A 19,911-nucleotide genomic window follows, 5' to 3' on the forward strand; every position below is an offset into this window, starting at 1 on the left:
GCCCCTTACGGAGCGGTGTGCGCCCCCGTGCTCCAGTGGTACAGCGTCATCGCCACGCTGGTGGCGAGGTTGTAGCTGGAGACCTGGGGGCGCATGGGCAGCGCCAGCAGCTGGTCGGCACGCGCGCGCAGCCCGGCCGACAGGCCGCTGCGCTCGGAGCCGAACGCCAGGAGGGCGTCGTCGGGCAGCTTCACACCCCGGATGTCCTCGCCCTCCGGGTCCAGGGCGAACAGCGGGCCCGGCGGCAGCTCGTCGACGGCGAGCCGCTCCACGGCGGTGGCGAAGTGCAGCCCGGCCCCGCCGCGCACCACGGTGGAGTGCCAGGGGTCCAGCGTGCCGGTGGTGACCACACCGGTCGCCCCGAAGCCGGCGGCCAGCCGGATCACCGCCCCGGCGTTGCCCAGGTTGCGCGGCTCGTCCAGGACGACGACGGGCGCGGTGCGCGGCAGGCGCGCCAGCGTCCGCAGATGGCCCTCCCGGGACGGCCGTTCGGCGAGCGCGGCCACGCCGGTCGGGTGCGGGCGCGGGACGAGGGAGGCGTACGTCGTCAGCGACACCTCGGTGAGCAGCGCGTCCAGCGCCCGAGTGAGGTCCGGCGCCAGTTCGCCGGCGAGGGCGAGCGTGGCCCGCCGGTCGGTGGTGACCGCCACCGGGACCTCGGCGCCGAAACGCAGCGCGTGCTTGAGGGCGTGGAAGCCGTCGAGCAGCACGGCTCCGCCGGCGCGCTCGCGCCAGCGGCTCACGGGGTCGGTCATGCGGTGAAGCCTACGCGGCTGGGCTCGTCCTCCTCCGAGACGCGGGGTGCCGGCACCGCGGACGAGGGCGGCCCGGACCTGCCGAACCGCCCGCACGCGCGTACCGCCCGTTCGCCCGCCTTCTTCAGGAAGGACGTCGGCAGGAAGACGGAGTCGGCCGCGATCATCGCCAGCGAGAAGAAGGGCAGCCCGAGGACGACCGCGATCACGGCGTGCTCGGTCATCATCAGCACCAGAAGGACGTTCTTGACCCGCCGGTTGAACAGCGTGAACGGGAAGGCGACCTGCACCAGGACCGTCCCGTAGGTCACCAGCATGACCATGGTGCCGCTGCTGGACATCAGGTCCGCGAGACCCGGCCAGGGGGAGAAGTAGTCCAGGTGGAGCGGGTAGTAGACGGCGGTGCCGTCCTGCCAGCGCGAGCCCTGGATCTTGTACCAGCCGGCGGTGGCGTAGATCAGGCAGGCCTCCGTCATGATCACCAGCAGGGCGCCGTTGTGCACGACGTCGGCGATCACGTCGAGCAGCACCTTGGGCTCCCGCGCGCCCGGCCGGCGCCGCACGGCCCACCACAGGGCGAGGACCACCCAGACCGTCCACATCAGCACCGGCACCAGCCGGCCCTGGCCCAGCCGGCCGGTCAGGGTCACCACGCCGAGCGCCAGGCCGAGAACCGCCCACAGCACCGGACCCACCCGGTCGGCGGGAACCCGTTCCCCACGCGCGCGTGCCGCCCGCGCACGGGCCTCCCGGCGCGCGTCGAGGGACCACACCTGACCGCAGCGCGTGAAAACCAGATAGAGGGACATGATGTGCAGGACGTTGTCACCGCCGTCGCCGACGAAGACGCTGCGGTTCTGCAGCGAGAGCACACCGACCATGAACAGCACGGAGGCGGTGCGGGTGCGCCAGCCGAGCAGCAGCAGGACGCTCGCGAGGATCGCCAGCAGGTAGAAACACTGGAACCAGGCCTGCCCGTCGTACCAGAGCAGGGCCGTGAAGGCGTGGTTGTCCTCGGTCAGCCGCCCGGCGAGCGCGGGGCTCCACGGGCTGTCGGGTCCGTACAGCTCCTGCCGGTGGGGGAACTCGCGCAGCAGGAAGAGCAGCCAGGTCCCGGCGAACCCGATGCGGACCACGGCGGTCTGGTACGGCCCGAGGGCCGACCCGGTGACCCGGGCGATGCCGCGCGACAAGGACAGGGAGACGCTGTTCACCGCACACCTCCGGCGGCCTCGTCGGCGGGCACCGTCCACCAGGAGAGCACCCGGTAGACGGGGCTGGTGGAGATCCGCTCGCCGCTCCAGTCCGGCGGAGCCACGTTGGTGGTGCTGGAGCGGACCTGGACGCGCTCGATGACGCCCTCCTTCTTGATCGCGTCCACCCCGCACAGCCGCATGACGACGATCCGGCGCACGTACTGCTCCGAGAGCGAGCCACGCAGGCCCACCGGTTTGTTGTCGGTGCTGTGCGTGCTGACCAGGAAGTCCCAGGCCCGCCGCAGCTCGTTCTGCTGGGTGTGGCTGGGAAGCGGATTGCCGTCGATCTTCGCGCCGTCCTGCGCGGACAGGTCGTACCAGCCGGTGGTGCTCACCCCGCCGTCCTTGGTCCGCACCTGTGCGCGCACCTGGACGTCGATGTTCTGCTGCAGCGGGTTGGGCGCGAACAGCTTCCAGTTCTGCTCGAACTCGGGGAAGACCCATTCGTCGATGGCCTTCCCGTGCGCCTTCGACACGGTGTTCGCGGGCGCGACGCTCAGAAACACCATCGCCAGATGCGCGCAGGCGGCGACGGCCACGACCGCTAGGGCGAGCGCGGCGACGACCTGGTAACGGCGGGAGAGGGCGGCCACACCGGTACGGGGGGTGACGGCCTCCGGAGCACCGGGCTCCGGCGCAACGGGCTCAGGCGCAACGGGCTCAGGCACCCTGGCCTCCGGTACTCCGAGGTCCGGTACGCCGCGGTCCGGGAGCGGCGCTGCCGAGGACGCCTCGGGTCCGGGGTCCGGGGGGAGGGGACCGGAGGACATCTCGGAACCGGACCCCGGAGGCAGGGAGCACGAGGACCCCTCGGAACCGGCCCCCGGGGGAGGGGAACCGGAACCGGAGGGCGCCTCGGCCGGCTCGTCCGGCCCGTGCGGGGCCCGCGAGTCCTCGTCGTACGCGTCCATTCCGCCCTGTCCCCCGTCTCGGCTGCTGCCGCGGCCGCCCGGACCGGGCGCCGCGTGGTCGCGAGCGCCCGTCGGCGGCGCTCGCACGGAACGGTACTCAGCCGGGCCCGCCGAGCGCAGCCCCGGGACCCCGCCCGATCCCCGACCGTGTCCGACGCCACGTCGTCCACCCACACCCTTCACCGCGACCTCACAAGGCCATACGGCGCCAGCCGGCCCCGGCGCGGCGGCGAGACGCTTGTCCACAGCCCCTGCCGCGGGTTTTCCACAGCGGTTGACACCTCGTGGCGGCCCGGCCCACCATGGAATCGCACGAACCGAACGATCGGTCGGGACAGTGATCGACGAGAGCCCAGGTCAGGGGGATCGCATGGCCACAGCAGCCGCGCAGCGCACGGCCCGCACGGAACCGGACGGCGCACCGGACACCGCCGGCGGGACGGCGGAGTACCAGCGCGCCTTCGACGCGGCCGTGGCCGCCGACGAACGCATCGAACCGCGGGACTGGATGCCCGACGCCTACCGCGCCACCCTGGTCCGGCAGATCGCCCAGCACGCCCACTCCGAGATCATCGGCATGCAGCCGGAGGCCAACTGGATCACCCGCGCGCCCTCCCTCAGGCGCAAGGCGATCCTGATGGCCAAGGTGCAGGACGAGGCCGGCCACGGCCTGTACCTGTACAGCGCCGCCGAAACCCTCGGCACCGGCCGCGAGGAGCTGCTCGACAAGCTGCACAGCGGCCGCCAGAAGTACTCCTCCATCTTCAACTACCCCACCCTGACCTGGGCCGACGTCGGCGCGATCGGGTGGCTGGTGGACGGCGCGGCGATCACCAACCAGGTGCCGCTGTGCCGCTGCTCCTACGGCCCCTACGCGCGGGCCATGGTGCGGATCTGCAAGGAGGAGTCCTTCCACCAGCGCCAGGGGTACGAGCTGCTGCTGGCCCTGAGCAACGGCACCCCCGAACAGCACGCGATGGCCCAGGACGCGGTCGACCGCTGGTGGTGGCCCTCGCTGATGATGTTCGGCCCGCCGGACGACGAGTCGCAGCACTCCGCGCAGTCCATGGAGTGGAAGATCAAGCGCCACTCCAACGACGAGCTGCGCCAGCGCTTCGTCGACATCTGCGTCCCGCAGGCCGAGTCCCTGGGCCTCACCCTCCCCGACCCGGACCTGAAGTGGAACGAGGAGCGCGGGCAGCACGACTTCGGGACGATCGACTGGACGGAGTTCTGGGAGGTCCTCAAGGGCAACGGCCCGTGCAACGAGCAGCGGATCACTCAGCGCAGGCGCGCGCACGACGAGGGCGCGTGGGTACGGGAAGCGGCCGCGGCACACGCGGCCAAGCACGCCGGGACCGCCGGTGGGACGGGAGCGACACGAGCATGACCAACACCGACTGGCCCCTGTGGGAGGTCTTCGTGCGCTCCCGGCGCGGCCTCTCCCACACCCACGCCGGCAGCCTGCACGCGCCGGACGCGGAGCTGGCCCTGCGCAACGCCCGTGACCTGTACACCCGGCGTGGCGAGGGCGTCTCGATCTGGGTCGTCCCCGCCGCCGCGATCACCGCGTCCTCGCCCGACGAGAAGGACCCCTTCTTCGAGCCGGCCGCCGACAAGCCGTACCGGCACCCGACGTTCTACGAGATCCCGGAAGGGGTGAAGCACCTGTGACCGCCACCGTCCCCGCCACCACCACCGCCGCCGCGCTGGCCCTCGGTGACGACGCCCTGGTGCTCTCCCACCGTCTGGGGGAGTGGGCCGGACACGCCCCCGCGCTGGAGGAGGAGGTCGCCCTCGCCAACATCGCGCTCGACCTGCTCGGCCAGGCCCGGGTGCTGCTCTCCATGGCAGGCGACGAGGACCAGCTGGCGTACCTGCGCGAGGAGCGGGACTTCCGCAACCTCCAGCTGGCCGAACAGCCCAACGGCGACTTCGCCCACACCATCGCCCGCCAGCTGTACTTCTCCACCTACCAGCACCTGCTGTACGCCGAACTCGCCGCCGGTGACGGCCCGTTCGCACCGCTGGCCGCGAAGGCCGTCAAGGAGGTCGCCTACCACCGCGACCACGCCGAGCAGTGGACCCTGCGCCTCGGCGACGGCACCGACGAGAGCCACGAGCGGATGCAGCGGGCGTGCGACGCGCTGTGGCGGTTCACCGGAGAGATGTTCCAGCCGGTGGACGGCCTGGACGCCGACTGGCCGGGCATGGCGGACCGCTGGCTGGAGTCCGTCACCGGCGTGCTCGGCCGGTCCACCCTGACCGTGCCCGAGGGCCCGCGCACCGGGGCCTGGTCCGCGGGCGCCGGACGGCAGGGCCTGCACACCGAGTCCTTCGGGCGGATGCTCGCCGAGATGCAGCACCTGCACCGCAGCCACCCGGGTGCGACATGGTGACGGCCACCGCCCTGGAGGCGGAGCTGCTGGAGCTGGCCGGTTCGGTGCCCGACCCCGAACTGCCCGTGCTCACGCTCCGCGAACTGGGCGTCCTGCGCGCGGTGCACGTCAGCGGTGCCGACACCGTCGAGGTCGATCTCACCCCGACCTACACCGGCTGCCCCGCCATCGAGGCGATGAGCCTGGACATCGAGCGGGTGCTGCACGCACACGGGATGCGGGAGGTCACCGTCCGCACGGTGCTCGCGCCCGCCTGGTCCACGGACGACATCTCCCCCGAAGGCCGCCGGAAGCTCAAGGAGTTCGGCATAGCGCCGCCCCGCGTTCACCGGGACGCCGGGCCCGTCGCCCTCGCCCTCGGTCCCACCCGGACGTGGGAAGCGGACACCGACCCGGTCGTCCCCGAGCCGGTCCGCTGCCCGCACTGCGGGTCTGACGACACCGAACTGCTCAGCCGGTTCTCCTCCACCGCGTGCAAGGCGCTGCGCCGCTGTCTGGCCTGCCGCGAACCGTTCGACCACTTCAAGGAGTTGTGATGGCGCGCTTCCACCCGCTCCCGGTGGCCGCGGTCGACCGGCTCACCGACGACTCCGTCGCCCTCACCTTCACCGTCCCGGCGGAGCTGCGCGAGGAGTTCCGGCACGCGCCCGGCCAGCACCTCGCCCTGCGCCGCCGGACGGACGGCACGGAGATCCGCCGCACCTACTCGATCTGCTCCCCCGCCCCGGCCCCCGGCGGCGACGGGCCGAGCACCCTGCGGGTCGGAGTGCGGCTGGTCGAGGGCGGCGCCTTCTCGACGTACGCGCTCAAGGAAGTGAACCTCGGGGACGAGATCGAGGTGATGACCCCGGCCGGCCGATTCACCCTCGACCCGGCACCGGGGCTGTACGCGGCGGTCGTCGGCGGCAGCGGCATCACGCCGGTGCTGTCGATCGTCTCCACCCTCCTGGCACGCGAGCCGCGGGCTCGGTTCTGCCTGATACGCGGCGACCGTACGGCGGCCTCGACGATGTTCCTGGAGGAGGTCGCCGACCTCAAGGACCGCTACCCCGAGCGGCTGCAGCTGGTGACCGTGCTCTCCCGCGAGGAGCAGCAGGCCGGCCTGCCGTCCGGGCGGCTCGACCGGGAGCGGCTCGCGGAGCTGCTGCCCGCGCTGCTGCCGGTGGATCAGGTGGCGGGCTGGTTCCTGTGCGGGCCGTTCGGGCTCGTGGAGGGCGCGGAGAAGGCGCTGCGCGGGCTGGGCGTGGAGAAGTCCCGCATCCACCAGGAGATCTTCCACGTGGACAGCGCGGTCCCGGCCGAGGCCGCTCCGGCGCCGGCCGACAGCACCGTCACCGCCCGCCTCGACGGACGCGGCGGCACCTGGCCGGTGCGGGACGGCGAATCGCTGCTGGAGACGGTGCTGCGCAACCGCCCCGACGCGCCCTACGCCTGCAAGGGCGGCGTGTGCGGCACCTGCCGGGCCTTCCTGGTGTCGGGCGAGGTGCGCATGGACCGCAACTTCGCTCTGGAGGCGGAGGAGACCGAGGCGGGGTACGTCCTGGCCTGCCAGTCGCACGCGGTGACGGAGAAGGTGGAGCTGGACTTCGACCGCTAGAGCCGCCCCGGCTTCCTTCCCTTCCGTGCCCTGCCGTTCCCTTCTCCTAGAACCTGTTCTATCTTGACGCCCCGTCAGGTAACCCGAAGCGCCGGGAGGACAGGCCGTGGACTTCACCTTCAGCGAGGAGCAGCGGGCGGCGGCCGAGGCGGCACAGGGGGTGTTCGCCGGGGTGGCGCCGGACGCGGTGCCGAGCCCGGCGCTCACCACCGGCGCCGTGGCCGAAGGCTTCGACCAGGAGCTGTGGCGCCGGATCGGCGGCGCGGACCTGCTGGGCCTGCTGCTCGACGAGGGGTACGGCGGGGCCGGGCTGGACGCCGTAGCGCTGTGTCTGGTGCTGCGCGAGTCCGCGCGGGTACTGGCCCGGGTCCCGCTGCTGGAGCACAACGCGGCAGCAGCGCTCGTCCAGACCCACGGGACGAAGGAGCTGAGGGAGCGGCTGCTGTCCCGGGCCGGGCGCGGCGAGGTCGTGCTGACCGTGGCCGGCAGTGGCCGCAGCGGGCACGACCCGGCCGGGCTCGCCGTGACCGCGCGCCGCGACGGGACGGGCTGGCTGCTGGAGGGCGTGCAGACGGCGGTGCCGTGGGCCTACGACGCGGACCTCGTCGTCGTACCGGCGCACACCGGCGGCGACCGGACCGTGCTGGCGCTGGTGCCGCGCGAGCAGGACGGCGTGGTGCTCGCCGAGCAGATCTCCACCACCGGGGAGCGGCTGGCGGAACTGCGGCTGCGGGTGGTGCGGCTGGACGCGGCCGACGTCATCGAGACGGACGGCGCCTGGGAGTGGCTGCACGCGCTGCTGGCCACCGGCACCTGCGCGCTGGCGCTCGGGCTGGGTGAACAGGTGCTGCGCATGACCAGCGAATACACCAGCAAGCGGGAGCAGTTCGGGTATCCGCTCGCGACGTTCCAGGCGGTCGCCGTGCAGGCCGCCGACCGGTACATCGACCTGCGCGCCATGGAGGCCACCCTCTGGCAGGCGGCCTGGCGGATCGCCTCCGGGGCGCCGGGGGCGCTGCCCGTGTCCGGAGACGTGGCGGTGGCGAAGATCTGGGCGGCGGACGGTGTGCGCCGGGTCGTCCAGACGGCGCAGCACCTGCACGGCGGGTTCGGCGCGGACACCGACTACCCGCTGCACCGGTACCACGCCTGGGCCAAGCACCTGGAACTGTCTCTCGGCCCGGCGGCGGCGTACGAGGAGGCCCTCGGAGACCTGCTGGCGGCGCACCCGCTCAGCTGACGGGCCGGCGGGGCCGGGTTCCGGCGGTGCGGGGACCTACAGGACGTGGCCGGGCTTGCCGTCGGGGGTGACGACCGGTCGGCCCGCGGCCTGCCAGTTCTGCATGCCGCCGTCGACGTTCACCGCGTCGATGCCCTGCTGGGCCAGGTACATGGTGACCTGGGCCGAGCGGCCGCCGGAACGGCAGATCACATGGACGCGGCCGTCCTGCGGGGCGGCCTCGGTCAGCTCGCCGTAGCGGGCCACGAACTCGCTGATCGGGATGTGCAGTGCCCCCTGGGCGTGGCCCGCCTGCCACTCGTCGTCCTCGCGGACGTCCAGCAGGAAGTCGCCGTCCTTGAGGTCGCCGACCTCGACCGTGGGCACACCAGCTCCGAAACTCATGCCCCCGACGCTACCCGAAGAGCGCCGCGCCTCATTCCCCGTCCAGCAGCGCGGCAAGCTCGGTCTCGCGCGCGGCGATGTCGTCGCGGAGCTTGCCGGCGATCTCCTCCAGGAGGCCGTCGGGGTCGTCCGGGGCGAGGCGCAGCATGCCGGCGATGGCGCCCTCCTCCAGTTCGCGGGCGACCAGGGAGAGCAGTTCCTTGCGCTGGGCGAGCCATTCGAGGCGGGCGTACAGCTCCTCGCTGGGACTCGGGCGCCGCTCGGGCGGCACCGGGCCCGCCGCCCACTCCTCGGCCAGCTCCTTCAACAGGGCCTCGTCACCGCGGGCGTAGGCGGCGTTCACCCGCGTGATGAACTCCTCCCGGCGCTCCCGCTCCGGTTCCTCCTGGGCGAGGTCGGGGTGCGCCTTGCGGGCCAGCTCGCGGTAGAGCTTGCGGGCCTCCTCGCTGGGGCGCACCCGCTCGGGGGGCCGTACCTCCTGGTCGGTGAGCATGGCGGTGGCCTCCGGGAACAGGCCGTGGCCGTCCATCCAGCCGTGCAGCAGCTCTTCCACGCCGGGGATGGGCGTGACCTGCGCGCGGGCCTCCTCGGCGCGGCGGATGTCCTCCGGGTCCCCGGTGCGGGCGGCCTTCGCCTCGGCGATCCGGGCGTCGAGCTCCTCCAGGCGGGCGTAGAGGGGGCCGAGGCGCTGTTCGTGCAGCCGGGAGAAGTTCTCGACCTCGACGCGGAAGGTCTCCACGGCGATCTCGTACTCGATCAAGGCCTGCTCGGCGGCCCGTACGGCCCGCTCGAGCCGTTCCTCGGGGCGCGGCGGCGGGGACTGAGCGGGTTCGGGGGAGGTCACGCGGCCCAGAGTATCGCTGTGCTGGTCTCGGGCCGGGTGGGGTGCGTGATGGGGGTGTGGAATCGATGCCGGGTGCGGGTGCGTTGTGGTTTCTCGCGCAGTTCCCCGCGCCCCTGGGTGGGTTTCGGTGCCGCATGCTGTGTCGCGGCACCCGCATGTCGCGCCCGCGCGGCGGAGCCGCACATCGACACAGTCCCGCGCCCCTGGGTGGGCCGCCGTGCCGCATGCTGCGTTGCGGCACCCGCATGTCGCGCCCGCGCGGCGGAGCCGCACATCGACACAGTCCCGCGCTCCTGGGTGGGTTTCGGTGCCGCCACTCGGGTCGTGCACGTTGGATTGTTCAGACACCCTGTTCCGCTGCGATGCGGCCCGTTCTGATGGCCGTCGTCAGGGCGGTGTGGTCGCGTTCTGTGGTGTCGGCGTAGGTGAGGGCGAAGGCGGAGACGGCCTCGTCGAGTTCCTCGTTCTTGCCGCAGTAGCCGGCGATGGCGCGGGGGTCGGCGCTGTGGCTGTGGGCGCGGGCCAGGAGGGCGCCGGTCATGCGGCCGTAGTCGTCGATCTGGTCGGCGGCGAGCGCGGCCGGGTCGACGCTGCCCTTGCGGTTGCGGAACTGGCGAACCTGGAAGGGCCTGCCCTCGACCGTGGTCCAGCCCAGCAAAATATCGCTGACCACCTGCATCCGCTTCTGGCCGAGGACCACCCGGCGTCCCTCGTGCTCCACCGGCGGCGCCGCGAACCCGGCCGGGGCCAGATGCGGCACCAGCGCCGAGGGGCGGGCCTCCTTGACCTGGAGGACCAGGGGTTCGCCGCGGTGGTCCAGCAGCAGCACGACGTACGAGCGGGCGCCCACGCTGCCCGTGCCGACGACCCGGAAGGCCACGTCGTGCACCGCGTGCCGGGCGAGCAGCGGGTGCCGGTCCTCGGACAGCGTCGTCACGTACGACTCCAGGGACGCGGCCACCGCGGCGGCCTCCGCGTCCGGGACCCGGCGCAGCACCGGCGGCGCGTCGACGAAGCGGCGCCCGCCGTCCTCCGCGGCCTCGGTCGACTTGGCCGCGAACCGGCCGCTGGTGTTGGCCCGCGCCTTCTCGGAGACCCGCTCCAGGGTGCCGAGCAGATCGTGGGCGTCGGCGTGGGAGACGAGTGCCTCGTCCGCGATGGCGTTCCAGGCGTCCAGGACCGGCAGCCTGGCCAGCAGCCGCATGGTGCGCCGGTAGGCGCCGACCGCGTCGTGGGCGGCCGCGCGGCACACGTCCTCGTCGGCGCCCGCCTCACGGCCGGCCAGCACCAGGGAGGCGGCGAGCCGCTTCAGGTCCCACTCCCAAGGACCGTGCACCGTCTCGTCGAAGTCGTTGAGGTCGATGACCAGACCGCCGCGCGCGTCGCCGTACAGGCCGAAGTTGGCCGCGTGCGCGTCGCCGCAGATCTGGGCGCCGATGCCGGTGACGGGGGTACGCGCCAGGTCGTACGCCATGAGGCCGGCCGAGCCGCGCAGGAACGCGAACGGGGTGGCCGCCATCCGGCCCACCCGTATCGGTGTCAGCTCCGGGATGCGGTCGGCGTTGGACTCCTCCACGGCACGCACCGGGTCCGGGCGGGAGCCGTCCGCCTCGAACGTGCCATGCGCGCTCCGCGGCACGCTCGACCGCAGCGCCTTGCCCTCCCGCTTCGGCGAACCCGGCGCCGGCCACTGGGCGAAGCCGCGCGCCCGGGGCAGCCTGGCGGCCACCACGCCGTCCTCTGGACTCTCCGCCGGACCCGCCTGCTCCGCTGTTTCCGTCATCCGCACACCGGTCCCGGTCACCCCGACCGCCTCCCCCAGCACGAACACCGGCCCGCGCACCGGCGTGAACATCAACTCGTGCCGACCGTACAGCCGGTGACCCGGACCCGTCAGCCGCCTGTGGACAACTCAGCGATTGTGGAAAACCTCACCGGTCCCGGTCCCGGTTCCGTACGCGCGCGAAGCCCCGTTGCCGGGCCGCCTCGTAGAGGGCGACGGTGCCGGCGTTGGCCGCGTTGAGGGAGCTGGCTGCGCCGCCGATGGGGATGCGCACCGTCTCGTCGCACAGCTCGCGCCAGGCCGCGCTCATCCCGGACGTCTCGTTGCCGATCACCAGGAGCACCGGGCCCGTCAGGTCGACCTCGGTGATGTCCCGGCTGCCGTGCTCGTCCGTGCCGAGGATGCGCGGCGCGGCCCCGCCCGCGCGCAGGCCCGTCACCCAGTCCTGGACCGTGCGTGGGGCCGGCACCCGGACCGCGGGCACGGCGAACAGCGAACCGGTGCTGGCGCGCACCGACTTAGGGTCGTAGACGTCGGCGGCGTGACCGCAGACGATCAGCCCGGAGGCGCCGAAGGCGTCGGCCGAGCGCAGCAGTGAGCCGATGTTGCCGGGCGTGGTCGGGCGGTCGAACACCAGGCCCAGGAAGTCCTCCTGCGGCGCGAGGCGGTCGAGGTCGTCCGGCGGGATCTCGGCGATGACCAGGAGTTCCGGGGTGGACTCGTCCTTGCCGCCCAGCTCGTGCAGCAGGGCGGAGTCCATCTTGACCCGCTGCACCGCGCGGTCGACCCGCTTCAGGGTGTCCTCGGCCCACTGCGACAGGGCACGGTCACCGGCGTACACGACGGCGTGCAGCGGCCAGCCGTTGTCCAGCGCGAGGGTGACGGGGCGGACTCCCTGGACGACGAACTCGCCCGCCCGCTGCCGCTTCGCCCGGTTGCCGAGGAGCGCCTCCCACTGCTGGAAGCGGGCGTTGCGCGTGCTCACCCGAAGAGTCGGGGGCGGGGTAGCCACGGGCGTCCTCTCTGCCGTACACACACCGGCACCACTGCGATACGGGCCTGCCGTACACACACCGGTGTCCCACCGGCCGGGGCAACATACCACCGGGGTGATCACCACCCCGGGCCCTCACGCACCCCTCGCGGCCCGGCTCGGCCCAGCGCTTCCCGCACCCCCGCGGCCCGGCTCACCCCAGCGCTTCCCGCACGTCCGCCGCCCGGACCAGCACCGCCGATCGCGTCCCGATCTTCAGCCGTTCCAGCGTGCGTACCGGAGCCACCGGGATCTTGCGGCTGCGGTCGGTGACGGCGATCACCGCGTGCTCGGGCAGCACCGACGCCAGCGAGCCCAGCAGGCCGGTCACCGGCTGCTCGGGCACGCTGCCCGTCCAGTGCGTCCGCTCCCCGTAGGGCAGGTCCGTCAGCACCACGTCCGGCGCCGCCCCGGCGAGGGCGGCGCCCAGCGCGCGCGGGTCGAAGACGTCGGCCGTGCCGGTGGTGACCGGCAGCGCCCCGCCCTCCGCGAGCAGCCGCTCCCGCAGCCGGCCCGCCGCGCCGGCCGCCTCCAAGTACGCGGGCTTGGCGAATCGCTCGCTCTGTTCCCGGCGCTCCCGCTCGCGCGCGCTCAGCCCCTCCGGGGTGAGCAGGGCGAGGTTCTTGGCCGCGAGTTCCAGGGGCGCCGGATCGGCGTCGGAGGCGATCACCCGCCGTAGCGAACGGCGCTGCACCAGCCCCAGCACGGTCAGCAGGTAGCCGCTGCCGCAGCAGGGGTCCCACAGTGTCACCGGTCCCTCGCCGGCGATCCGGGCCCTGGCCCGCAGGAACAGCTCGGTCGCCAGCCGTACCGGGAAGGCGGGGTAACCCGGCGCGGAGTGCAGCACGACACCGCAGGCCAGATCGGAACTGTCGGCCCGCTCCACGGCGTGACGGTACGAGGTCACGTCTCACTCCCCATGTACGGCGGTACGCCCACCCTCGCACCGGTCCCGATGGATGGCGGTACGCCCACCCTCGCCCCACCCTCGCGGCACCGCAGCCCGGTACGGCCGCCTGAGAACCTCGTCACACCGGAACCCGCGCAGACCACACAAGTCTGGACATAGCGGAACGGGCGGATCGTAGTAACGATCCGCCCGTTGCCGTCGATGTGCGCGAGGGGGGAGTTGAACCCCCACGCCCTTGCGGGCACTGGAACCTGAATCCAGCGCGTCTGCCTATTCCGCCACCCGCGCATTGGGTGTGTCTTCCGGGCCTCTCCCTTGCGGGGCGCCCCTTCCGACATCCAGAACATTAGCACGCCGTACGGGGTGGATTCACATCCGTTTCCCGGGCCGCCCCGCGGGCCGGCCGGCGCCCCCGCCGCACCTCAGGGCCCCCTCCGCCGCCGCTTCGTACCAAGGAGACGAGGTTCACGTATCAACCTCGTACCGGTCCCGGGCATCTGTCCAGGAGGCGGGCCGGGTGCACAGCCGGGTGCGGGACACTGGAGTTCGCCCGCCTCTACGATCCTTCACACAAGGAGAAGGAGTTCGAGGGGGAGCCGCTGGGGGAACCGGCTGATTGCCGGGCACGTAGATACGATCAGTGAGCGAGACCCCCGCACAGCGGAAGCACGGCGGGAGCAGGACAGAAGCAAGGCAGAAGCTAGGCAGAAGCAAGGCAGCGGCACACAGCACGACACGGCAGCAACGGCAGCGACGGAGGAGGTGCCCCGTGGGAGTCATGAAGAAGTTCGAGCAGCGGCTCGAAGGCCTGGTCAACGGCACCTTCGCGAAGGTCTTCAAGTCCGAGGTCCAGCCCGTGGAGATCGCCGGTGCGCTCCAGCGCGAGTGCGACAACAACGCCACGATCTGGAACCGCGACCGGACGGTCGTACCCAACGACTTCATCGTGGAGCTGAGCGCGCCGGACTTCGAGCGCCTCAGCCCCTACTCCGGGCAGCTCGGCGACGAGCTGGCCGGCATGGTCCGTGACTACGCCAAGCAGCAGCGCTACACCTTCATGGGCCCCATCAAGGTCAACCTGGAGAAGGCCGAGGACCTCGACACCGGTCTGTACCGGGTGCGCAGCCGCACCCTCGCCTCCTCCAGCAGCCAGCAGGCTCCCGAGGCCCCCTCGGCGTCCCCGGCCGGCCGGCCCGCGCCCGGCGCCCGCGGCGGCTACGGCTACCCGCCCGCCGCGCCCGCCGGAGCGCCCCCCATGCCGTCCGCGCCGCCGCCCGGCGCCCGGCCCGGCGGCTACGGCTACCCGCAGCCCGCCACCCAGCGCCCCGCCGCCGCCCCGATGAGCGGCGGACGCACCCGCTACTGGATCGAGATCAACGGCACCCGCCACCAGATCTCCCGCCCGACCCTGGTGCTGGGCCGCAGCACCGAGGCCGACGTGCGGATCGACGACCCCGGCGTCTCCCGCCGGCACTGCGAGATCCGGACCGGAACGCCCTCGACGATCCAGGATCTCGGCTCCACCAACGGCATCGTGGTGGACGGGCAGCACACCACCCGCGCTACGCTCCGCGACGGCTCGCGGATCGTCGTGGGCAGCACCACCATCATTTACCGGCAAGCCGAAGGGTGAAGCGGGGGCAATGTCAGAGCTGACCCTGACGGTCATGCGGCTGGGTTTCCTGGCCGTACTGTGGCTGTTCGTGATCGTGGCCGTGCAGGTCATCCGCAGCGACCTGTTCGGTACGCGCGTCACCCAGCGCGGCGCCCGCAGGGAAGCGCAGCGGCCCCAGGCGGCCGCCCGGCAGGCCGCCGCGCCGCCGCAACAGCGCGGCCAGCAGGGCGGCGCCGGCCGCCAGCGCCGCAATGCCCCCAGCAAGCTGGTCGTCACCGAGGGGACCCTGACCGGCACCACCGTCGCGCTGCAGGGCCAGACCATCACCCTGGGCCGGGCGCACGACTCGACGATCGTGCTGGACGACGACTACGCCTCCAGCCGCCATGCCAGGATCTACCCGGACCAGGGCGGCCAGTGGATCGTCGAGGACCTCGGCTCCACCAACGGCACCTATCTGGACCGGTCCCGGCTGACGACCCCCACACCTATCCCGCTGGGCGCGCCGATCCGCATCGGCAAGACCGTCATCGAGCTGCGGAAGTAGTGCTACATCATGAGTGAGCGCGAGCGGAGCGAGCACGCGGCGGAGGACCGCACCACGGTCCCCGGCGCGCTCCCGACCGGAGGGTGGGCAGTGTGGCTCGACACGACCGGCTGCAGGAGCCGACGGGCGAGGTGCGCATGAGTCTGTCACTGCGCTTCGCCGCCGGATCGCACAAAGGCATGATCCGGGAGGGCAACGAGGACTCCGGTTACGCCGGCCCGCGCCTGCTCGCCATCGCCGACGGCATGGGCGGCCAGGCCGCGGGCGAGGTCGCCTCCTCCGAGGTGATCTCCACCCTGGTCACGCTCGACGACGACGTGCCCGGCTCCGACATCCTCACCTCGCTCGGCGCCGCCGTGCAGCGCGCCAACGACCAGCTGCGCTCCATGGTCGAGGAGGACCCCCAGCTGGAGGGCATGGGCACCACCCTGACCGCCCTGCTGTGGACCGGCCAGCGGCTCGGCCTCGTGCACGTCGGCGACTCCCGCGCCTACCTGCTGCGCGACGGCGTCCTCACCCAGATCACCCAGGACCACACCTGGGTGCAGCGGCTCGTCGACGAGGGCCGCATCACCGAGGAAGAGGCCACCACCCACCCGCAGCGCTCGCTGCTGATGCGCGCTCTCGGCAGCGGCGAGCACGTCGAGCCCGACCTGTCGATCCGCGAGGTCCGGGCCGGCGACCGCTACCTGATCTGCTCCGACGGCCTGTCCGGCGTCGTCTCCCACCAGACGATGGAGGAGACCCTCGCCAGCTACCAGGGCCCGCAGGAGACCGTGCAGGAGCTGATCCAGCTCGCGCTGCGCGGCGGCGGCCCCGACAACATCACCGTCATCATCGCCGACGTCCTCGACCTGGACACCGGCGACACCCTCGCCGGACAGCTGTCCGACACCCCGGTCGTGGTCGGCGCCGTCGCCGAGAACCAGCACCATCTGCACGACAACGGCATCATGCAGACCCCGGCCGGCCGCGCCTCCCACCTGGGCCGGCAGGCCCACGGCGGCGGGGAGTTCGGCCCGCCCGGCTCCGGCGACACCACCGGCTTCGTGCCCACCGGCGGCTTCGGCGACTACGGCGACGCGGACTTCACCAAGTCCCACCGCAAGAACCGCAAGTGGCTCAAGAGATCCCTCTACACCGCGCTCGCGCTGGCCGTCATCGCCGGCGGCCTGTACGGCGGCTACCGCTGGACGCAGACGCAGTACTACGTCGGCGCCAACGACCAGCACGTCGCCCTGTACCGCGGCATCAGCCAGGACCTGGCCTGGGTGTCGCTGTCCAGCGTGGAGAAGGACCACCCCGAGATCGAACTCAAGTACCTGCCGCCGTACCAGCAGAAGCAGGTCAGGAACACGATCGCGGCCGGTGACCTCGGACAGGCCCGCGCCAAGGTCGAGGCGCTCGCCGTGCAGGCTTCCGCGTGCCGGAAGCAGGCCGAACGGGACGCGGCGGACAAGAGCCAGGGGAACGCCAAGAACGGCAAGGGCAAGGACGCCACGGGAACCACCCCGTCGACACTCACGTCCAAGGCGTCGACGAAGCCCTCGTCGGGCTCCAAGACGTCCCCGTCCACGTCCCCGACCCCCAGCGCGTCCGCCACCGCCAACCCCGGCCCGAGCCTCTCCGAGGATGAGCAGAAGGTCGTCGATCAGTGCGGCAAGCAATAAGCGAGCCGTGAGAGGCCCCCTCCAACCATGAGCAGTACACACAACACGCACGCGTCGACGCACCACACGTCCACGATCGGCGCCATCGGCGCGCCGAGCCGCCGCAACACCGAGCTGGCCCTGCTCGTCTTCGCCGTGGCCATCCCCGTGTTCGCCTACGCCAACGTGGGCCTCGCCATCGACGACAAGGTCCCCGCCGGACTGCTGAGCTACGGCCTCGGCCTCGGCCTGCTGGCCGGCGTCGCCCACCTCGTCGTACGGAAGTTCGCCCCGTACGCCGACCCGCTGCTGCTGCCCCTGGCCACCCTCCTCAACGGACTCGGCCTGGTCTGCATCTGGCGCCTGGACCAGTCCAAGCTGCTGCAGTCCATCAACGTGGCCGGCGGCAAGGCGACCAACCAGCTGATCTACACGGCGATGGGCATCGCCCTGTTCGTGGCCGTCCTGGTGTTCCTCAAGGACCACCGCGTGCTGCAGCGCTACACCTACATCTCCATGGTCTGCGCGCTCGTCCTGCTGCTGCTCCCGCTGGTCCCTGGCCTCGGCTTGCCCGTGTTCGGCGCCAAGATCTGGATCCACATCGGCAGCTTCAGCATCCAGCCCGGTGAATTCGCCAAGATCGTGCTCGCGATCTTCTTTTCCGGCTACCTGATGGTCAAGCGGGACGCGCTTGCCCTGGCCAGCCGCCGCGTCATGGGGCTGTACCTGCCCCGCGGGCGCGACCTCGGCCCGATCCTCGTCGTCTGGGCGATCTCGATCCTCATCCTGGTTTTCGAGACCGACCTCGGTACGTCTCTGCTGTTTTTCGGCATGTTCGTGATCATGCTGTACGTCGCTACCGAGCGGACCAGCTGGATCGTCTTCGGTCTGCTGATGTCCGCGGTCGGCGCCGTGGGTGTGGCCAGCTTCGAGTCGCACATCCAGACCCGTGTGCAGGCCTGGCTGGACCCGATGCGCGAGTACAAGCTCAGCCAGCAGGGAGTGGCAGGCCACACCGAGCAGCTCCAGCAGTCCCTGTGGGCGTTCGGCTCCGGCGGCACCCTCGGCACCGGCTGGGGCCAGGGCCACTCCGAGCTCATCAAGTTCGCCGCCAACTCCGACTTCATCCTCGCCACCTTCGGCGAGGAACTGGGCCTGGCCGGCATCATGGCGATCCTGCTCATCTACGGCCTGATCGTCGAACGCGGCGTGCGCACCGCCCTCGCCGCCCGCGACCCCTTCGGCAAGCTGCTCGCGGTCGGCCTGTCCGGCGCCTTCGCCCTCCAGGTGTTCGTCGTCGCAGGCGGTGTCATGGGCCTCATCCCGCTGACCGGTATGACCATGCCCTTCCTGGCCTACGGCGGTTCCTCCGTCATCGCCAACTGGGCGCTCATCGGCATCCTGATCCGCATCAGCGACACCGCCCGCCGCCCGGCGCCCGCGCCCGCCGCCAACCCCGACGCCGAGATGACCCAGGTGGTCCGACCGACATGAACAAGCCCCTGCGCCGGATCGCGATCTTCTGCGGCCTCCTCGTCCTGACCCTGCTGCTGCGCGACAACTGGCTCCAGTACGTCAAGGCCGACCAGCTCAAGGACGACCCCAGCAACCGCCGCGTCACCATCGCCCGCTACTCGACCCCGCGCGGCGACATCATCGTCGACGGCAATCCCATCACCGGGTCCACGGAGACCAGCAAGACCGGCCTGAACGACCTCAAGTACAAGCGCACCTACAAGAACGGGCCCATGTGGTCGCCCGTCACCGGGTACGCCTCCCAGGCCTTCGGCGCCACCCAGCTGGAGTCCATCGACGACGGCATCCTCACCGGCGACGACGACCGGCTGTTCTTCCGCAAGACCCTCGACATGATCACCGGCAAGCCGCAGCAGGGCGGCAACGTCGTCACCACGCTCAACGCGTCCGCGCAGAAGGCGGCGTACGACGGTCTGAAGAAGCAGGGCGGCAAGGGCGCCGTCGTCGCCCTCGACCCCGCCACCGGCAAGATCCTCGCCCTGGCCTCCTACCCGTCGTACGACCCCTCGTCCTTCGCGGGCAACAGCAACAAGGACGCGAAGGCCTGGAACAGCCTGCAGAAGAAGAACAACCCGGCCGACCCGATGCTCAACCGGGCGCTGCGCGAGACCTACCCGCCGGGCTCCACCTTCAAGATCGTCACGGCGGCCGCGGCGCTGGAAAACGGCAAGTACACCTCCGCCGACGAGAAGACCGACTCGCCGCTGCCCTGGACCATGCCGGGCACCCGCACCGAGCTGAAGAACGAGGGGAACATCCCCTGCAAGAACGCGACGATGCGGGTCGCGCTCCAGTACTCCTGCAACACCGTCTTCGGAAAGATCGGTTCCGACCTCGGCAACGAGAAGATGCTCGACGAGGCCAAGAAGTTCGGCTTCGACTCCGAGCAGTTCGTCCCGGTCCGCTCCAACGCCTCGGTGTTCTCCGACGACATGAACCCGTCGCAGACCGCGCTGTCCTCCATCGGCCAGTTCAACACCGCCGCGACCCCGCTGCAGATGGCCATGGTCGCCTCGGCCGTCGCCAACGACGGCAAGCTGATGAAGCCGTACATGGTCGACGAACTGCAGTCCTCCAACCTCGACCCGGTCGCCAAGACGCAGCCCGAGGAGATGAGCCGGCCGCTGTCGGCCCAGAACGCGCAGATCCTGCAGTCGATGATGGAGACCGTCGTCGAGAAGGGCACCGGCACGAACGCCAAGATCCCCGGCGTCACCGTCGGCGGCAAGACCGGTACCGCCCAGCACGGCGTGGCGAACAGCGCGAACCCCTACGCGTGGTTCCTCTCCTACGCCAAGCTGGCCGACGGCAGCTCGCCGGTCGCCGTCGCCGTCGTCATCGAGGACGAGCACGCCAACCGCGACGACATCTCCGGCGGCGGCCTCGCCGCCCCGATTGCGAAGAACGTCATGAAGGCGGTCCTCGACACGAAGAAGTGACCCCCGTCACGTC

The 19,911-nt window shown here is 71.9% G+C and carries 19 protein-coding genes and 1 tRNA gene; 11 read left to right on the forward strand and 9 right to left on the reverse strand.

The genetic code is table 11. The features are described 5' to 3' along the window. Positions 1-5: 5 nt before the first annotated feature. Genes DBP14_RS16250 through DBP14_RS16260 form a run of 3 tightly spaced genes read right to left on the reverse strand, consistent with a single transcriptional unit; the run spans position 6 to position 2,922 of the window. Positions 6-755, reverse strand: coding sequence for a TrmH family RNA methyltransferase (locus tag DBP14_RS16250; RefSeq protein ID WP_129307917.1), 750 nt, complete (start codon positions 753-755; stop codon positions 6-8). Then, the gene (locus DBP14_RS16255) at positions 752-1,969 is read right to left on the reverse strand and encodes an HTTM domain-containing protein (RefSeq protein ID WP_129307918.1); all 1,218 of its coding nucleotides are present in this window, start codon (positions 1,967-1,969) and stop codon (positions 752-754) included. Before DBP14_RS16255 ends, DBP14_RS16250 begins: the two co-directional genes overlap by 4 nt. Beyond that, positions 1,966-2,922, reverse strand: coding sequence for a DUF5819 family protein (locus DBP14_RS16260; protein ID WP_129307919.1), 957 nt, complete (start codon positions 2,920-2,922; stop codon positions 1,966-1,968). Before DBP14_RS16260 ends, DBP14_RS16255 begins: the two co-directional genes overlap by 4 nt. A 370-nt stretch (positions 2,923-3,292) precedes the next feature. Between DBP14_RS16260 and paaA the strand changes: the two genes are divergently transcribed. The 6 genes from paaA to DBP14_RS16290 all read left to right on the forward strand — a co-directional run bounded on the left by paaA (position 3,293) and on the right by DBP14_RS16290 (position 8,158). Next, positions 3,293-4,312, forward strand: coding sequence for a 1,2-phenylacetyl-CoA epoxidase subunit PaaA (gene paaA, locus DBP14_RS16265; RefSeq protein WP_129307920.1), 1,020 nt, complete (start codon positions 3,293-3,295; stop codon positions 4,310-4,312). Next, positions 4,309-4,596, forward strand: a complete 288-nt coding sequence (gene paaB, locus DBP14_RS16270; protein ID WP_094218582.1) for a 1,2-phenylacetyl-CoA epoxidase subunit PaaB — start codon at positions 4,309-4,311, stop codon at positions 4,594-4,596. The genes paaA and paaB overlap by 4 nt, the downstream gene beginning before the upstream one ends. Next, a complete protein-coding gene (gene paaC / locus DBP14_RS16275) occupies positions 4,593-5,321 on the forward strand; it encodes a 1,2-phenylacetyl-CoA epoxidase subunit PaaC (protein WP_129307921.1) in 729 nt (242 codons plus the stop codon). Before paaB ends, paaC begins: the two co-directional genes overlap by 4 nt. Beyond that, the gene (paaD, locus tag DBP14_RS16280; protein WP_129307922.1) at positions 5,315-5,857 is read left to right on the forward strand and encodes a 1,2-phenylacetyl-CoA epoxidase subunit PaaD; all 543 of its coding nucleotides are present in this window, start codon (positions 5,315-5,317) and stop codon (positions 5,855-5,857) included. Before paaC ends, paaD begins: the two co-directional genes overlap by 7 nt. After that, complete coding sequence (locus tag DBP14_RS16285; protein ID WP_129307923.1) at positions 5,857-6,918, forward strand: 2Fe-2S iron-sulfur cluster-binding protein; 1,062 nt, start codon at positions 5,857-5,859, stop codon at positions 6,916-6,918. Before paaD ends, DBP14_RS16285 begins: the two co-directional genes overlap by 1 nt. A gap of 106 nt (positions 6,919-7,024) precedes the next feature. After that, positions 7,025-8,158, forward strand: a complete 1,134-nt coding sequence (locus DBP14_RS16290; protein WP_129307924.1) for an acyl-CoA dehydrogenase family protein — start codon at positions 7,025-7,027, stop codon at positions 8,156-8,158. Positions 8,159-8,194: 36 nt separating this feature from the next. Here DBP14_RS16290 and DBP14_RS16295 read toward each other — a convergent pair whose 3' ends face one another. The 6 genes from DBP14_RS16295 to DBP14_RS16320 form a co-directional block, all read right to left on the reverse strand. Then, positions 8,195-8,524, reverse strand: coding sequence for a rhodanese-like domain-containing protein (locus tag DBP14_RS16295; RefSeq protein WP_129311904.1), 330 nt, complete (start codon positions 8,522-8,524; stop codon positions 8,195-8,197). A 49-nt stretch (positions 8,525-8,573) separates the two neighbouring features. Then, positions 8,574-9,386 carry a hypothetical protein gene (locus tag DBP14_RS16300; RefSeq protein ID WP_129307925.1) on the reverse strand — a complete coding sequence of 271 codons (813 nt, stop codon included), beginning with the start codon at positions 9,384-9,386 and terminating at the stop codon, positions 8,574-8,576. A gap of 340 nt (positions 9,387-9,726) precedes the next feature. Beyond that, positions 9,727-11,169, reverse strand: a complete 1,443-nt coding sequence (locus tag DBP14_RS16305; protein ID WP_241741246.1) for a DUF2252 domain-containing protein — start codon at positions 11,167-11,169, stop codon at positions 9,727-9,729. Positions 11,170-11,317: 148 nt separating this feature from the next. Then, complete coding sequence (locus DBP14_RS16310; RefSeq protein ID WP_241740941.1) at positions 11,318-12,154, reverse strand: TrmH family RNA methyltransferase; 837 nt, start codon at positions 12,152-12,154, stop codon at positions 11,318-11,320. Between the two features lie 202 nt (positions 12,155-12,356). Then, positions 12,357-13,109, reverse strand: a complete 753-nt coding sequence (locus DBP14_RS16315) for an rRNA methyltransferase (RefSeq protein ID WP_129307927.1) — start codon at positions 13,107-13,109, stop codon at positions 12,357-12,359. Positions 13,110-13,316: 207 nt separating this feature from the next. Next, a tRNA-Leu gene (locus DBP14_RS16320) sits at positions 13,317-13,400 on the reverse strand. 481 nt (positions 13,401-13,881) lie between these two features. On the opposite strand from DBP14_RS16320, the gene DBP14_RS16325 reads away from it, so the two are divergent. The 5 genes from DBP14_RS16325 to DBP14_RS16345 all read left to right on the forward strand — a co-directional run bounded on the left by DBP14_RS16325 (position 13,882) and on the right by DBP14_RS16345 (position 19,898). Further along, positions 13,882-14,745, forward strand: coding sequence for a DUF3662 and FHA domain-containing protein (locus DBP14_RS16325; RefSeq protein ID WP_129307928.1), 864 nt, complete (start codon positions 13,882-13,884; stop codon positions 14,743-14,745). A gap of 10 nt (positions 14,746-14,755) precedes the next feature. After that, positions 14,756-15,274: an FHA domain-containing protein gene (locus DBP14_RS16330; RefSeq protein WP_129307929.1), complete on the forward strand. Its 519-nt coding sequence runs from the start codon at positions 14,756-14,758 to the stop codon at positions 15,272-15,274. A 137-nt stretch (positions 15,275-15,411) separates the two neighbouring features. Next, complete coding sequence (locus DBP14_RS16335; protein WP_206739449.1) at positions 15,412-16,944, forward strand: Stp1/IreP family PP2C-type Ser/Thr phosphatase; 1,533 nt, start codon at positions 15,412-15,414, stop codon at positions 16,942-16,944. Positions 16,945-16,971: 27 nt separating this feature from the next. Continuing rightward, on the forward strand, positions 16,972-18,417 hold the full coding sequence (locus DBP14_RS16340) for an FtsW/RodA/SpoVE family cell cycle protein (RefSeq protein ID WP_129307930.1): 1,446 nt from the start codon (positions 16,972-16,974) through the stop codon (positions 18,415-18,417). Further along, a complete protein-coding gene (locus DBP14_RS16345) occupies positions 18,414-19,898 on the forward strand; it encodes a penicillin-binding protein 2 (protein ID WP_129307931.1) in 1,485 nt (494 codons plus the stop codon). Before DBP14_RS16340 ends, DBP14_RS16345 begins: the two co-directional genes overlap by 4 nt. The last annotated feature ends 13 nt before the right edge of the window (positions 19,899-19,911 follow it).

This window comes from Streptomyces sp. L2 (assembly GCF_004124325.1).
Lineage (GTDB): Bacteria > Actinomycetota > Actinomycetes > Streptomycetales > Streptomycetaceae > Streptomyces.

Excerpts from the sequence above, each read along its gene's own strand:
- DBP14_RS16250 (WP_129307917.1), bottom strand. The coding sequence starts at position 755 with ATGACCGACCCCGTGAGCCGCTGGCGCGAGCGCGCCGGCGGAGCCGTG.
- DBP14_RS16260 (WP_129307919.1), bottom strand. The coding sequence starts at position 2,922 with ATGGACGCGTACGACGAGGACTCGCGGGCCCCGCACGGGCCGGACGAG.
- paaA (WP_129307920.1), top strand. The coding sequence starts at position 3,293 with ATGGCCACAGCAGCCGCGCAGCGCACGGCCCGCACGGAACCGGACGGC.
- paaB (WP_094218582.1), top strand. The coding sequence starts at position 4,309 with ATGACCAACACCGACTGGCCCCTGTGGGAGGTCTTCGTGCGCTCCCGG.
- paaD (WP_129307922.1), top strand. The coding sequence starts at position 5,315 with ATGGTGACGGCCACCGCCCTGGAGGCGGAGCTGCTGGAGCTGGCCGGT.
- DBP14_RS16285 (WP_129307923.1), top strand. The coding sequence starts at position 5,857 with ATGGCGCGCTTCCACCCGCTCCCGGTGGCCGCGGTCGACCGGCTCACC.
- DBP14_RS16305 (WP_241741246.1), bottom strand. The coding sequence starts at position 11,169 with ATGACGGAAACAGCGGAGCAGGCGGGTCCGGCGGAGAGTCCAGAGGAC.
- DBP14_RS16330 (WP_129307929.1), top strand. The coding sequence starts at position 14,756 with ATGTCAGAGCTGACCCTGACGGTCATGCGGCTGGGTTTCCTGGCCGTA.
- DBP14_RS16335 (WP_206739449.1), top strand. The coding sequence starts at position 15,412 with ATGAGTCTGTCACTGCGCTTCGCCGCCGGATCGCACAAAGGCATGATC.
- DBP14_RS16340 (WP_129307930.1), top strand. The coding sequence starts at position 16,972 with ATGAGCAGTACACACAACACGCACGCGTCGACGCACCACACGTCCACG.
- DBP14_RS16345 (WP_129307931.1), top strand. The coding sequence starts at position 18,414 with ATGAACAAGCCCCTGCGCCGGATCGCGATCTTCTGCGGCCTCCTCGTC.